We start from the raw sequence: 13,284 nt of genomic DNA, 5'->3' as shown, positions 1-13,284 counted from the left end.
GATTTAAAACTAAATAAAACCAATTTATTATGAAAATGAAATTTAACAAATCGATAAAGATGAAAAAACTAGTTTGCTTATTTTTTGCAATACTATTTTTAGGAGCATGTAAAAAAGAAGAAAAAGCAACTAATTACTCAGATATTGTTGCGAATGGAGAAATGGAAGCTGAACTTACGGCTCCTCCTCTTGTTCCTAAACCTATTGGCAAAAGATCTGCCATGAAACTTAGGGTAAATATGGAAATTAAGGAACAGGAAGGAACGATGACAGATGGTGTAAAATATACCTATTGGACATTTGGCGGATCTGTTCCTGGAAGTTTTATAAGAACCCGTGTAGGCGATGAAGTCGAATTTCATCTTAAAAACCATCCGGATAATAAATTACCACACAATATTGATTTACACGCTGTAACAGGTCCCGGTGGTGGAGCAACATCGTCGCTGGTTGCGCCCGGTCATGAAAAAGTGTTCAGTTTTAAGGTTATCAACCCCGGCTTATATGTGTATCACTGCGCTACGGCTCCTGTAGGAATGCATATTGCTAACGGAATGTACGGTTTAATTCTGGTTGAACCAGAAGGAGGATTACCTCCGGTCGATAAAGAATATTACGTGATGCAGGGTGATTTTTATACGCAGGGCGAATACGGAGAAAAAGGTCTTCAGCCTTTTGACATGAATAAAGCAGTAAAAGAAACCCCAGATTATGTTGTTTTTAACGGAAAAGTCGGGTCAATGACAAACGGAAATGAGCTTACAGCAAAAGTGGGAGAAACTGTAAGGTTGTTTGTGGGAAATGGAGGTCCAAACTTAGTTTCTTCTTTTCACGTTATTGGTGAAATCTTCGATAAAGTACATGTTGAAGGAGGAAATCTTATCAATAATAATGTCCAGACAACGTTAATCCCTGCCGGAGGTTCTGCAATTGTAGACTTTAAAGTAGAAACTCCCGGAAATTTTATCATTGTGGACCATTCTATCTTTAGAGCGTTTAATAAAGGTGCTTTAGGAATATTAAAAGTCGAAGGTGCAGAAAATAAAAATATTTACTCAGGAACTATTCAGGAAGGTATTTATTTACCAGAAGGCGGAACGATCCAGAAAATGCCAATTACTGCAACTGCAAAAACGGTAAACCCAAAAAGAACGATTGCTGAAAGGGTTAAAATTGGAAAAGAAATTTTCGGTACCACTTGTTTTGCCTGTCATCAATCTGAAGGGCAGGGAATCCCAAATGCTTTCCCTCCTCTTGCAAAATCTGATTATCTAAACGCCGATTCTAAACGAGCCATTAAAACAATTTTAAACGGCTTAAGCGGAGAAGTAATTGTAAATGGCAGTAAATACAACAATATTATGCCGAGCCAGAATTTATCTGATGATGAAATAGCGAATGTTATGACCTATATATATAACAGCTGGGGAAATAATAAAACTGAGGTAACTCCGGAAATGGTAAAAGCTTTAAGATAAAAACTAAAAAATATGCACAAACGTATTTTTAAACTTCTTCTTTTCTTCGCTCTTACAGGAATGATACGAGCGCAAGAATTGAAAATGGCTTTCATAAAAGAGGGATCTTTTGTCCCTCTTTATGGAGCTACTGTAAAAAATCCCATCGTAATAAAACCTTTTTTCATAGATGTTTATCCTATTACAAATGTTGAGTTTTTGAATTTTATTAAAAAAAATCCCTATTATACCAAGTCTAAAATCAAGAGACTTTTTGCAGATGAAAGTTATTTGTTCTACTGGAAATCTGATTTTGATTTTGGCAATAATAATCCAAAATCTCCCGTAACAAATGTTTCCTGGTTTGCAGCAAAAAAATATTGTGAATGTCAGGGAAAACGATTACCCACAATGGATGAATGGGAATATGTTGCTATGGCAGATGAGAAAAGAATTGATGCCAGAACTAAAACCGAATTTAACAAATACATTTTATCGTGGTATGAAAAATCAAAAACTTACGAAAATCCAATAGGCAAAACATTCAAAAACTATTGGGGAGTTTACGACATGCACGGACTGGTTTGGGAGTGGACTGCAGACTTTAATAGTATTTTCTTATCCGGAGAATCCCGAAAAGATAAAAGTGAAGACAAAAACCTTTTTTGTGGCGGTGCATCGGTAAATGCCAATGATCTTATGGATTATGCCGCGTTTATGCGATATGCGTTTAGAGCAAGCCTAAAAGCACAATATTCAACCCGAAATTTAGGTTTTAGATGCGCCCGCACAAAACCACAATAATTTAAAATTATTAAAAAATGAAAAAAATAATTATTGGACTTCTGATTCTGATCTTCAGTCTTCAAAGTTGTAAAGATTCAAAAGATAATGCTGTGACAACTGATATAGACCAACCAATCAGCGATTTATCGATTTATAATTTACCCTCTAAATGGACCAATCAAAATGGAAAAAATATTGAACTAAAAAGTCTGAAAGGAAATGTTCTGGTTATGGTCATGATTTATACAACTTGCAAAGCAGCTTGCCCTAAATTAGTTGCTGATATGAGAAATATAGAATCCCGATTGAATGAAAAAACGAAGAAAAATGTAAAACTTATTCTGGTAAGTATTGATCCTGAAACTGATACTCCGGAAAAACTAAAAGCTTTTTCTATTGCAAATAAAATGGAAGGTGATTCATGGATTTTCCTGCGTTCTAACGAAGAAAATACGCGTGAATTTGCCGCGGTTCTTGCCGTGAATTATAAAAAAATATCTCCAATAGATTTTTCACACTCGAACATTATAAGTGTTTTTAATCCGGATGGGGAATTAATTTACCAACAAGAAGGCCTAGGCGTAAATAATGATAAAACAGTGGACAAAATAAATCTGGAAGCAGATAGAATTTAAAATAGGTTAATTCATTAGTGAAAAACAGGGGGAAATTTTAATTAATTAACCCCTGTTTTTTTATTTTAAAAAGTGACAACAGAATTAAAATCAGCCCTGTAACAATAAAAACACTCATTAGAAACATGCTTTCATAATAGTAGAAAATTATTCCTTTTTCAAAATAAAAGAAAATCCCCTGAAGAAATAATAAAAATTCTGTCATTACATATCCTGCAACAAAAGACTTTATTCCTAATCGAAGAAAAGCAGATTTACCTGAAAGCAGATTATTCTGAATTAAGATGCCAAATAAAAACCCAGTGATAATGCCCAGCATTGTTAAATGAATAAACCCAATTATAAGATTTCTAATCTGGTGTGAAACTTCATTTAGATTTGGAATTAAAACGACTAATTGAATTCCTATTTTTAAAAATAGAGAGCATCGAGCCAATGAGTAAACTAATTTTGCCGAATTACCAAGATTAGATTTAAAAGTACTAATTTGAGGCTTCAACATTTTGCAGCAATAAGCAAAAGCAATCATTTGTAAAATTACACCAAAAGCATTCATCCAACTTAGCAAACTATTTTTTAAATACCAACTTACAGGAAATGCAAACGTTAAAAGTGTTGCTATAATGAGTAAAGTAAAAAATATTCTAAAATCCCTTTTATCAATTTTACCTTCAAATTGCTTTACGAACAAAGCCAGAACTGCAAATAAAAACCATCCGTTAAATTGAAAATGCAGGAAAAACTGAATTGCAATTTGATAAAAAAGGATTTTGTTTTCCCAACATATTTAATGCAGGGCCTAAACACCAAACTCCAAAAGTGGATAAAACCATAAATAAAATGGCAACAAATAAAAGTCTTTGCGCTTCAGTTTTTTCTTTTAAAGAATCCCGCCAAATTATCCGGCAAAAAACATAGCTTAATAAAATATGCATCGTAGAAAACACTATTGAAAACAAAGCATATCCCTGAATAGGAAAAGCAATCATCATACCTATAACAGAAAATTCGGTCAACCAGAATAATCTATTATAAAATGGTTTTGAGCTTTTTACTTTCGGAATAAAAAAACGAACAATCAAAACATAAATTATCAAATATACCCAACCTAACATGGCAATATGAGAATGTGCATGAAGTATAAAACTGTAATTGATATTTAAAGGAAATAATTGCATATACCGCATCAACAAGCCCATAATTGAGGCTACCAAAAAATTAAGGAAACAACATATGATCCAACTTTTTCTCGAATTCATTTTAGATAACAATTTCATTTTTTATCAGCTTATATTTTTACTGTAATAAAAAATGCACCGATACACCATTATTTTAATGATGTACCGGCACATTTTTATTTTCATATATTTTGTTTCTCAGCTTATGCAAATTCCTCTTCCAGAATTACTGCTTTAGTAAACAAAATATTATTCTCTAAATGAATATGTTTATGTAAATCCTCTTCAAATTCTTTAAGCATTGCAAAAGTCACCTTATAAGTTGTACATCCATCACTTGGAGCCGTATAATTATTAGTAAGAGCTGCTATTTCATTAAATCTTTCTCCTTCATTAGTATGTTCCTGCATCATCATTGCTATAGGATTTGATACTGAACCAAATGATGGCGGATTCAAAACACCATTAGATTCTTTAGTTTTCACCATTCTTTTAATGAAAGGAAATAACATTAGTTCTTCTTTTTTCATGTGTTGTGATAATTCTCCTGCACATTCAGTAAACAATTCATTTATTTTAAACAACTCCGGATGGGCTGCTCCATGAACTTTACAAAGCTTATCTAAAAACTGTATTAAAACTGTTGATTTATCTTCGACATAACGGTGATGCGTTTTCTCTATATAATCCGCCAATAAGTCTAACGGCCAGGAATTAAAATCAATTGTATTACCATCTTCAGATTCTAAAATATCATAAACTTTTTGCAACAATACATCTGAATCAATATTTTGCTTTTCGCAAACCTCACTAACCGTTCTGTTTCCTTTACAGCAAAAATCGATTTGATATTTTGTAAAAACTGCTGCTGTTCTAAAATCCTGAGCCACAAATGAACCAATTGTTTTATTTTTTAAATTTTCCATTTTTTATTTATAATTAATTAATACTCAATTTCACAATAAAAGACAATTTTATCTTTTATTAGTTTATTAAAAAACTCTAAGCCATAAAGCATTAGAGTTTGTTATTTATTCAACAATTAAAACACCTTTCATCATTGAAACATGCCCGGGGAAAGTACATAAAAAGTTATAAGTTCCTTTTTTATCAATAGTAAATTCAATTGTATCTTCTTCTCCTCCGCCAAGTAATTTGGTATGTGCAATAATCGAAGCTTTTTCTGAAGCGGGGATATAATCAGTATCTCCGGCAGCAATTGCTTTAGATGCAAAAGCAGCTTCATCAGTACCTTGCTGTAAAATTACAAGGTTATGTCCCATTGCTTCCTTAGGTATTTTACCCACATGTTTTAAAGTTAAAGTGATTGGTTTTCCCGCCTGAGCTCTCAATTCATTCGTACTAAACTGCATTTGATCGTTTCCTTCAATAACCAAAACATTGCTTACTTCGGGTTTTACGCCTTCATCAGATGTAGTTTCATTAACTTCTGTTGGTTCATCTGTTGCTGAAACTTCTTTTTTCCCACAAGATGTAATCGCTAAAAATCCCATTAACATTACAATCGAAATCTTGACTTTTTTATTCATTACTACGTATTTAAATTATATAAAATTATTGCTTGTCATTTATTTTAAGAAAAAAATTACCGGTTGAAACTCCGGATGCTAATTGTTCTAAGGTGGTATTTGTAAGCATTTCTAAAAGCAGCTGTCGTACTTTTTTAAACTCATTGTGCACCGGACAAGGTTTTAATTCTGAACATTCCTTGAGTCCAATACCACATCCTTTATATATAGTATCGCCATCAATAGCATCTACAATCTGAATGAGCTTTATTGATTTAACAGCAGTTGCAGAAACTTCAAATCCTCCTCCTACTCCTTTTGAAGATCCTATAATTCCGCTTTTAGTGAGAATCTGCATTATTTTGGCTGTGAAAGGTTCCGGCGAATCAATCTCTTTGGCAACATCTTTTATTCCCACTCTAATTCCTTCAGATGATTTAGTGGCAATAAATATTGACGCTCTTATACCATACTCACACGCTTTTGAAAACATAGATAAATTTGTTGATTTAATACAAATGTATTTAAATCTATACTAAAAGACAAATTTATCTTTAATTGTTTTTTTATAAAGAAAGTCTTATTTATAACCAGAATAATTTATAATATACAAAACACTTATTCAGTATCAAATTCAAATAAAAACCAATTTTAGTTTTACCTTTGGAAGTACTAATTTTTCTAACACTTAAATAATGCCTTTAAGCAACTCAAAAGATCTCAAATTAGCCGTTCTTATTGATGCCGATAACGTGCCGTACAGCAATGTAAAAGGCATGATGGAAGAAATAACAAAATTTGGCACACCTACTACAAAACGTATTTATGCTGACTGGACGAAACCTAATTCTAATGGATGGAAAGCTGTTTTATTAGAACACGCAATTACTCCAATTCAGCAATATAGTTATACCGTTGGCAAAAACTCCTCAGATTCTGCTTTGATAATCGATGCAATGGATTTACTTTATTCCGGAAAACTGGACGGATTTTGTATTGTTTCCAGCGATAGCGATTTTACTCGTCTGGCGATTAGATTAAGAGAATCCGGTATGAAAGTAATTGGTATTGGAGAAAAGAAAACACCAAATTCATTTATTGTTGCGTGTGACCGTTTTATATATATTGAAGTTCTTGACGGAGCAATACAAAAGAAAAAACCTAAAACAACTGCTACAGCCGGTGCTAAAAAGCCTGTTGAAAAACCTGCCGAAAAAGCATTGCATAAAATAGATGCTCCAACCATTGAACTTATTGAAGCTACAATCGAAGACATTGAAGATGATGATGGCTGGGCATTTTTAGGCGATGTAGGGAACTTAATCGTAAAGAAAAAACCCGAATTTGATCCTAGAAATTATGGTTTTTCGAAGCTTACGCCAATGTTAAAATCGCTGACTGATATTCTTGAAATTGATGAAAGAGAATCAGACAAAAAAGGCATCAAACATGTTTATGTTCGCCTGCGATTCAATTAATTATTAAACATTACTATTAAATTTTTAAAAACATGAGAAAAAAATTCTTTATCTATGGATTCTTATTGTTGATAATTGTTGTTACAATTTATTTTTATACCAAGCGTGGTTTTTTACTCGTTATTATCATTCCGATACTATTAGTTGTTGGTATTTATAATATAATTCAAAGAAAACATGCCATTTTAAGAAATTTCCCTGTTTTAGGTTATTTCAGGTATTTGTTTGAAATGATTGCACCGGAGATTCAGCAATATTTCATCGAAAGATCTACTGATGGAAAACCATTTTCAAGAAATCAGCGTTCTTTAGTTTACCAAAGAGCAAAAAATATCGATTCAAGTACGCCTTTTGGAACGCAGTTAAACCTTAATCATGATAGCTACGAAGGAATAAAACATTCTATTTTTCCGGCAAAAGTCAACGAAGAATTACCTCGCGTATTAGTGGGTGGCAAAGATTGCAAACAGCCTTATTTAGCTTCCTTATTCAACGTTTCGGCGATGAGTTTTGGTTCATTAAGCGAAAATGCCGTTCGCGCCATCAATATTGGGGCTAAAAAAGGAAACTTTTATCAAAATACCGGAGAAGGTGGATTAACCGAATTTCATCTTGCCGGTGGTGGTGACATCACATGGCAAATTGGTACAGGGTATTTTGGATGCCGAAATGCAGATGGAAATTTCAGTCCTGAAAAATTCTCAGAAAAAGCGAATCTTCCTAATGTTAAAATGATTGAGATCAAGCTTTCGCAAGGTGCAAAACCCGGACATGGCGGCGTACTTCCGGCGGCTAAAAACACGGTACAAATTGCTAAAATCAGAGGCGTCGAACCTAATACTATGATTCTTTCTCCTCCTGGACATCATGCGTTTTCAGACAGTAAAGGACTAATTCATTTTATAGCACAATTGCGTCAGTTATCAAACGGAAAACCTATTGGATTTAAATTGTGTATTGGTAATACTGCTGAATTTGAAGCTATTTGCCACGAAATGATTGCCGAAGATATATATCCTGATTTTATCACTATTGATGGTGCCGAAGGCGGAACCGGAGCTGCCCCGTTAGAATTTGCTGATGGTGTTGGAATGCCGTTTGAACCTGCATTGATATTTGTAAACAAAACATTAATTGGTTTAAATATTCGTGATAAAATACGCATTATTGGAAGCGGAAAAATCATTTCCGGTTATTCTATCCTGCATGCAATTGCATTGGGAGCAGATATGTGCAACAGTGCTCGTGGCTTCATGTTTTCATTAGGTTGTATTCAGGCGTTGCGTTGTCATAATAATGAATGTCCAACCGGAGTTGCTACTCAAAATAAAATGCTGATGAAAGGTTTGGTTGTCACCGATAAATCAGATCGTGTATATCACTTTCATAAAAACACTTTACATGCTGCAAATGAGCTTTTAGCCGCAGCCGGTAAAAAGAGTTTCGCAGAAGTGGATGGAAATATTTTCATGCGTGGTGATGAGTTTGGTCATTTATCAGATTCTTATTTCCCTGACATTCTAACAAATGTTACAAAACGATAAAAATCAAAGCCTTTTTGAAAATTCAAAAAGGCTTTTTTTATTTAGTCTACTTTTATTAAAATTAAAGTTTCGAAGCTACTTCTCCTTTAGAGTCACCTGCGTTTTCTAAAACTGCTAATTCTTCTTTATCCACTATTTGCTGAGCGAGAATGGCATTATTATAGGCTAGAAAATACACATCAAACTTTACTCCTTCATCAACTAGTTCTTTAGAAATTTGATCGTTCTTGATCATTTCCTTCAGTAAATCAGGAAATGAATTTTTATACGTTAATCTGTTGGTATCGTTTTCTTCTAAATTGGTTTCAATTCTAATTTCAATCTTATTATCATTTAAAAATGCTTTAGCAGTTGTACCGGTAATACCAGTACCTTTAATCGATGATGAATTATTGTAGGTAGCCACATGTTCCTGAATTTTTTGTTTGGTGTTTTTACAACTTACCAACATTAATCCAAGAACAAGCGTAAATGCGATTTGAGTAATTTTTTTCATAATTTTTTAGGTTTTAGATTAATTTTTAACTCAAACATAATGAAATTTATAAACAAAAGCAACTTTACAAAACAAACCAACATACTATAACTATTTGGCTACAAATTAATAATCTAAAATAAAACTATACATACACCTTACATTAAAAGAACCATTTTTAATAATATCAAAAACAAAAAGCCACTTTTAAAATCGCTTAAAAGTGGCTTTCTACAAACAATACAATTCAAATTATTTCAGGAATTCAGATATTGATTCTTTGTTTATTATTTCTTTTACAAAAACAGTATTATCATTGGCTAAAAAATAAGCATCAAACTGAACACCTTCTTCAACAAGTTCTTTAGGAATTTGATTTTTAGCAATCATTTCTTTCAAAAGCTTAGGAAACGATGCATTTGCTTTTCCTGCATTAGATGCATTTTGTTCTAAATTTGTCTCAAATCGCAATTCAATTTTGTTATCATTAATATAACCTCTTGCAGTTGTAAGTGTAATATCATCAGCTTTAAAACTTGCAGCCGTACTATTATATGATGTTACATATTCCTGAAGTTTTTGCTTTGTATTCTTGCAACTTACCATTAATACGGCTAAAGCGATAACAAATGAAATCCGGATTATTTTCTTTATCATAATTTTTAAAATTAGAATATTTATTTTTTTAGTTTCTGAAGTCTTAAAAGTGCCTCAAGATAATAATAATCTGCATAATTTATAGAACAATCTATTTCACTTCCTGCAGGTTTATGACCCGTTGAATGCAATAAAAAAGCCGAATTTACATCGTGACTTTGATAATGTTCTGAAAGTGAAACCATCATCTTTTTAGACTTTGCTAAATATTCTTTTTTAAGAGTAAGCTCTTTCGTGTAAGAACTTAGCTCGATAAGCGCCGAAGATACAATTGCGGCCGCCGATGCATCTCTTGGTTCATTCGGGATTCCGGGCGCATTAAAATCCCAATACGGAATCAAATCTTCAGTTGTTAATCTGTCCAGATATACTCGCGCCAGCTTATGGGCGAATTCTAAAAATTTCTGGTCTTTTGTTTCTCTGTAAACCATTGTAAAACCATAAATAGCCCACGCCTGACCTCTCGCCCACATACTATTATCGCTGTAACCCTGCGCAGTAATTCCTTTTATTTTTTTACCAGTTTCATAATCATAAATAATAACATGATACGAACTGTAATCCGGTCTAAAATGATTCTGCATCGTAGTTTCGGCGTGTTTTATGGCAATGTCATATAATTTTTTATTTCCTCCGTTTTTAGAAGCCCAGAAAAGTAACTCCAAATTCATCATATTATCGATAATCGTGTTATGTCCGCCATATTTATTATGAGGCCACGATAAAATAGTACCGACTTTTGAATTAAAAAGCGTTGCCAGAGTATCCGCTGTTTTTAAGATAATCCCTTTGTATTCGGGATTTTTCGTTAATCAATATCCATTCCCAAAACTATTAAAAATCTGAAAACCTAAATCGTGGTCATTTGCTTTACTAACTGATAAAGGTTTTAGAAACTGACTGAATTTATCGGCTTCTTTCTCCCATTTTTTATCTCCCGTTGCTTCATACAAATACCATAATTCGCCAGGCCAGAAACCACTGGTCCAATCTTTATAGTTGACAAATTTCCATTGATTGCTTCCGTTAGAAACTGTTCTGGGTGAAGTTCCGTCATTAGGGATTACCTTTAAAGTTTTTGAAGCTTGTTCAGCACAATAATCGAGTTGCGCTTTAATATTGAAGAAATTGCCTTTTTGAGAATAACCATTATTCCCAATTAGGAATAAAGTTAAAATCAACATCGTAAATTTTGTATTCATGTGGTTATTTTTGTTTAGACAGTACGTTTATTATCATTTTAAGTAATCGATAAATTTATACAATAAAGCAGACGTAAGCGAATGTTTGTATTTTTGTTCACCTAAAAAAGTACTAATGATAGCTAAGATTTTAATTTGAAAAAGCAAAGACTATATTATTTCCTCATTTTAATACTCATTATTTTTAGTGGAATAATGTCCCGAAAAATTGAGTTAATCCCATTATCTACCGGAGATTTTCTTTACGCAGTTATGATGTACACCTTCATTCGGATCCTGTTTATCGATAAAAAACCAATTCAAATAGCAATTATCTCTTTATTGATTTGCTACGCAATTGAATTTTCACAACTCTATCACGCAATCTGGATTAACGAACTCAGAAATACTTTTTTAGGCAGATATACTCTGGGCCAAGGTTTTCTATGGACGGATATTCTTGCCTATACTTTTGGAGTTTTTACAGCTTTTGTAATCGAAAGAATTGTTTTGAAACAGCACAACTAATCCAGTGTTTGCGCTATCTTATCCAGGTTCAAACTATTTGCCATTGCCGTAAATATTCTATAATAAACAGATTTGTTGTCGTATAAATCGTCATGAGTTCCTTTTTCGACGCATTTTCCCTGTTCCAAAACAATTATATTAGAAGCATCAATAATTTGCGAAATACTGTGCGAAATAATAATTACTGTTCTGTCTTTTTTAATCGCATCAAGTGATTTTTTTATCTGTTCTGTAGCTATTGCATCCAAACTTGCCGTTGGTTCATCCAGAAAAATAATTGGCGGATTTTTCAGGAACAACCTTGCAATTGCAATTCGCTGTTGTTGCCCTCCGGAAAGTAAATGCGCATCAGAATCATAACCTTTAGGCAGTTGCAGTACCTGATCGTGAATATAAGCTTGTTTTGCGGCATCAATAATTTCAGATTCGGTTGCTTCGGGTTTTCCGTAAAGAATATTCTCTGCAATTGTACCCTTAAAAATGTGATTCTTCTGTAAAACCAATCCAATATTTTTACGCAGAAAATCGGTATTATAATCATTTAAATCTACTCCGTCCAGATATATTTTACCTGATGAAGGCAAATAAAATTTATCCAGTAAATTAATAACGGTACTTTTTCCGGCACCGCTCAATCCTACCAAAGCAGTGTTTTCGTTTGGTTTTATCGTAAAACTGACATCTGAAAGTGCTTTTGTTCCGTTAGGATAAACAAAATCGACATTTTTAACTTCAATAAATCCCATAATTTTCTCAGGAATATAATTGCCGCTTGTTTCTTTTTCATTATCTGATTCTAAAATATCAAAGAATCCTTCGGAATAAATTAAAGCATCGTTTACTTCATCATAAATACGATGTAATTGTCTGATGGGTGATGACACATTATTAAACAACATAATATGAAACATGATTGCTCCAATTGTCATAGTATTATTCAAAACAAAATAAGCAGTAAGAATAATGATAATCACGACTCCTATTTGTTCGATAAAACCTTTAATACTTTCAAAAATAAAGCTGGTTTTTCGTGTGTCGAGCTGATTTTCGGTCATTTCAAACTGAATCTTCTGATGTCTTTCTGCTTCCATAGGTTCGCGTACAAAAGACTTAATTACCGTTATGGATTCTATCAGACTTATGATTCCGTTATTTTTTGTTTCACGGTAATTTCGCATTCTTCTTCTAAAACCACTTAATTTAGTTGCCTGAAGCTGACTTACATAAAAATAAATCGGAATAATGCATAAACTCATTAATCCAACATATACATTGGCATAAAACATTAATACAAGCGCAACAAAAGCGTTGGCAAACAGAGGCATTATATCAATAAAAAAGTTTTGAACCAATCTTGTCAAACTGCTAATTCCCAGATCAATTCTTGTTTGCAGTTTACCACTTTCATTTTCACCCGAGGTGTAAAACTCCATTCTGTAACTTAAGATTTTTTCGACAATTGCCTGAGAAATATCGCGGGTTATAAAAATACGAAGCTTTTCGCCATAAAACTTCTGACCAAACTGCACCACAGAATAAATCAATTCTTTAGAAAGCAGGACAATACTAATAATACCTAATAAATGGAATCCTTTTGACAATGGTTCATGTGCCACCATTAAATTACTAATGTTGTCAACTGTATATTTTAATATTAAAGCATTAACCTGTGCGGCAAAAGAACCTAAAAATGTTAGCAATAAAGTCGCAATTACCATTTTTTTGTATGGCTTAACAAAAGGAGTTATTTTTTTATAGAGTACGGAAATCTTCATTAATTTTTATTTTTCGTCACATATCAAATATAAGAATTCTAAATTTGTGTTTTAAACATCT

General features: G+C 32.8%; 15 protein-coding genes and 1 pseudogene. 6 read left to right on the top strand and 10 right to left on the bottom strand.

Annotated features, from left to right (window positions below; genetic code table 11):
- The first annotated feature begins 59 nt into the window (after nucleotides 1-59).
- The 3 genes from nirK to ACHRVX_RS01800 are packed head-to-tail and all read left to right on the top strand — an operon-like array spanning nucleotide 60 to nucleotide 2,878.
- On the top strand, nucleotides 60-1,478 hold the full coding sequence (gene nirK / locus ACHRVX_RS01810; RefSeq protein WP_395328399.1) for a copper-containing nitrite reductase: 1,419 nt from the start codon (nucleotides 60-62) through the stop codon (nucleotides 1,476-1,478).
- Between the two features lie 12 nt (nucleotides 1,479-1,490).
- Nucleotides 1,491-2,261, top strand: a complete 771-nt coding sequence (locus ACHRVX_RS01805; protein WP_395328396.1) for a formylglycine-generating enzyme family protein — start codon at nucleotides 1,491-1,493, stop codon at nucleotides 2,259-2,261.
- A gap of 17 nt (nucleotides 2,262-2,278) precedes the next feature.
- Entirely contained in the window at nucleotides 2,279-2,878 is a 600-nt protein-coding gene (locus ACHRVX_RS01800) for an SCO family protein (protein WP_395328394.1), read from the top strand.
- Between the two features lie 37 nt (nucleotides 2,879-2,915).
- Here the strand turns inward: ACHRVX_RS01800 and ACHRVX_RS01795 are convergent, their stop codons facing one another.
- The 5 genes from ACHRVX_RS01795 to ACHRVX_RS01775 all read right to left on the bottom strand — a co-directional run bounded on the left by ACHRVX_RS01795 (nucleotide 2,916) and on the right by ACHRVX_RS01775 (nucleotide 6,078).
- Nucleotides 2,916-3,569: a hypothetical protein gene (locus ACHRVX_RS01795; protein WP_395328392.1), complete on the bottom strand. Its 654-nt coding sequence runs from the start codon at nucleotides 3,567-3,569 to the stop codon at nucleotides 2,916-2,918.
- A 28-nt stretch (nucleotides 3,570-3,597) separates the two neighbouring features.
- Nucleotides 3,598-4,056, bottom strand: coding sequence for a hypothetical protein (locus ACHRVX_RS01790; protein WP_395328389.1), 459 nt, complete (start codon nucleotides 4,054-4,056; stop codon nucleotides 3,598-3,600).
- 203 nt (nucleotides 4,057-4,259) lie between these two features.
- Nucleotides 4,260-4,982 carry an iron-sulfur cluster repair di-iron protein gene (gene ric / locus ACHRVX_RS01785; RefSeq protein WP_395328387.1) on the bottom strand — a complete coding sequence of 241 codons (723 nt, stop codon included), beginning with the start codon at nucleotides 4,980-4,982 and terminating at the stop codon, nucleotides 4,260-4,262.
- Between the two features lie 105 nt (nucleotides 4,983-5,087).
- Nucleotides 5,088-5,606, bottom strand: a complete 519-nt coding sequence (gene azu, locus ACHRVX_RS01780; RefSeq protein WP_395328385.1) for an azurin — start codon at nucleotides 5,604-5,606, stop codon at nucleotides 5,088-5,090.
- Between the two features lie 25 nt (nucleotides 5,607-5,631).
- Complete coding sequence (locus tag ACHRVX_RS01775) at nucleotides 5,632-6,078, bottom strand: RrF2 family transcriptional regulator (protein WP_395328383.1); 447 nt, start codon at nucleotides 6,076-6,078, stop codon at nucleotides 5,632-5,634.
- A 202-nt stretch (nucleotides 6,079-6,280) separates the two neighbouring features.
- Between ACHRVX_RS01775 and ACHRVX_RS01770 the strand changes: the two genes are divergently transcribed.
- Both ACHRVX_RS01770 and ACHRVX_RS01765 read left to right on the top strand, forming a co-directional pair.
- Nucleotides 6,281-7,063 (top strand): NYN domain-containing protein, encoded by a 783-nt coding sequence (locus ACHRVX_RS01770; protein WP_395328380.1) that lies wholly within the window; start codon nucleotides 6,281-6,283, stop codon nucleotides 7,061-7,063.
- A gap of 32 nt (nucleotides 7,064-7,095) precedes the next feature.
- On the top strand, nucleotides 7,096-8,607 hold the full coding sequence (locus ACHRVX_RS01765; protein WP_395328377.1) for an FMN-binding glutamate synthase family protein: 1,512 nt from the start codon (nucleotides 7,096-7,098) through the stop codon (nucleotides 8,605-8,607).
- A gap of 61 nt (nucleotides 8,608-8,668) precedes the next feature.
- Here the strand turns inward: ACHRVX_RS01765 and ACHRVX_RS01760 are convergent, their stop codons facing one another.
- The 4 genes and pseudogenes from ACHRVX_RS01760 to ACHRVX_RS01745 form a co-directional block, all read right to left on the bottom strand.
- Complete coding sequence (locus ACHRVX_RS01760) at nucleotides 8,669-9,103, bottom strand: hypothetical protein (protein ID WP_395328375.1); 435 nt, start codon at nucleotides 9,101-9,103, stop codon at nucleotides 8,669-8,671.
- 231 nt (nucleotides 9,104-9,334) lie between these two features.
- On the bottom strand, nucleotides 9,335-9,739 hold the full coding sequence (locus tag ACHRVX_RS01755; protein WP_395328372.1) for a hypothetical protein: 405 nt from the start codon (nucleotides 9,737-9,739) through the stop codon (nucleotides 9,335-9,337).
- A gap of 20 nt (nucleotides 9,740-9,759) precedes the next feature.
- A pseudogene (locus ACHRVX_RS01750) lies at nucleotides 9,760-10,536 on the bottom strand (glycoside hydrolase family 88 protein); the annotation flags it as partial.
- A gap of 15 nt (nucleotides 10,537-10,551) precedes the next feature.
- Nucleotides 10,552-10,941, bottom strand: a complete 390-nt coding sequence (locus ACHRVX_RS01745) for a hypothetical protein (RefSeq protein WP_395328371.1) — start codon at nucleotides 10,939-10,941, stop codon at nucleotides 10,552-10,554.
- A 195-nt stretch (nucleotides 10,942-11,136) separates the two neighbouring features.
- Here ACHRVX_RS01745 and ACHRVX_RS01740 point away from each other — a divergent pair, with 195 nt between their 5' ends.
- Nucleotides 11,137-11,448 carry a DUF2809 domain-containing protein gene (locus ACHRVX_RS01740; protein WP_395328368.1) on the top strand — a complete coding sequence of 104 codons (312 nt, stop codon included), beginning with the start codon at nucleotides 11,137-11,139 and terminating at the stop codon, nucleotides 11,446-11,448.
- On the opposite strand, the gene ACHRVX_RS01735 is transcribed toward ACHRVX_RS01740, so the two are convergent.
- Entirely contained in the window at nucleotides 11,445-13,223 is a 1,779-nt protein-coding gene (locus ACHRVX_RS01735; RefSeq protein WP_395328365.1) for an ABC transporter ATP-binding protein, read from the bottom strand. The two genes, ACHRVX_RS01740 and ACHRVX_RS01735, sit on opposite strands and share 4 nt — an antisense overlap.
- Nucleotides 13,224-13,284 lie beyond the last annotated feature (61 nt).

Origin of the sequence: Flavobacterium sp. FlaQc-47 (assembly GCF_044006475.1) — a bacterium.
GTDB lineage: Bacteria > Bacteroidota > Bacteroidia > Flavobacteriales > Flavobacteriaceae > Flavobacterium.
Note: the sequence above shows the minus strand (reverse complement) of the source record. Positions and strands in the feature narration are given on the sequence as shown.

Coding starts and splice junctions, on each gene's coding strand:
- nirK (WP_395328399.1), top strand. CDS start 60: ATGAAAAAACTAGTTTGCTTATTTTTTGCAATACTATTTTTAGGAGCA.
- ACHRVX_RS01805 (WP_395328396.1), top strand. CDS start 1,491: ATGCACAAACGTATTTTTAAACTTCTTCTTTTCTTCGCTCTTACAGGA.
- ACHRVX_RS01800 (WP_395328394.1), top strand. CDS start 2,279: ATGAAAAAAATAATTATTGGACTTCTGATTCTGATCTTCAGTCTTCAA.
- ACHRVX_RS01790 (WP_395328389.1), bottom strand. CDS start 4,056: ATGCAATTATTTCCTTTAAATATCAATTACAGTTTTATACTTCATGCA.
- ric (WP_395328387.1), bottom strand. CDS start 4,982: ATGGAAAATTTAAAAAATAAAACAATTGGTTCATTTGTGGCTCAGGAT.
- azu (WP_395328385.1), bottom strand. CDS start 5,606: ATGAATAAAAAAGTCAAGATTTCGATTGTAATGTTAATGGGATTTTTA.
- ACHRVX_RS01775 (WP_395328383.1), bottom strand. CDS start 6,078: ATGTTTTCAAAAGCGTGTGAGTATGGTATAAGAGCGTCAATATTTATT.
- ACHRVX_RS01770 (WP_395328380.1), top strand. CDS start 6,281: ATGCCTTTAAGCAACTCAAAAGATCTCAAATTAGCCGTTCTTATTGAT.
- ACHRVX_RS01765 (WP_395328377.1), top strand. CDS start 7,096: ATGAGAAAAAAATTCTTTATCTATGGATTCTTATTGTTGATAATTGTT.
- ACHRVX_RS01760 (WP_395328375.1), bottom strand. CDS start 9,103: ATGAAAAAAATTACTCAAATCGCATTTACGCTTGTTCTTGGATTAATG.
- ACHRVX_RS01755 (WP_395328372.1), bottom strand. CDS start 9,739: ATGATAAAGAAAATAATCCGGATTTCATTTGTTATCGCTTTAGCCGTA.
- ACHRVX_RS01745 (WP_395328371.1), bottom strand. CDS start 10,941: ATGAATACAAAATTTACGATGTTGATTTTAACTTTATTCCTAATTGGG.
- ACHRVX_RS01740 (WP_395328368.1), top strand. CDS start 11,137: ATGTCCCGAAAAATTGAGTTAATCCCATTATCTACCGGAGATTTTCTT.
- ACHRVX_RS01735 (WP_395328365.1), bottom strand. CDS start 13,223: ATGAAGATTTCCGTACTCTATAAAAAAATAACTCCTTTTGTTAAGCCA.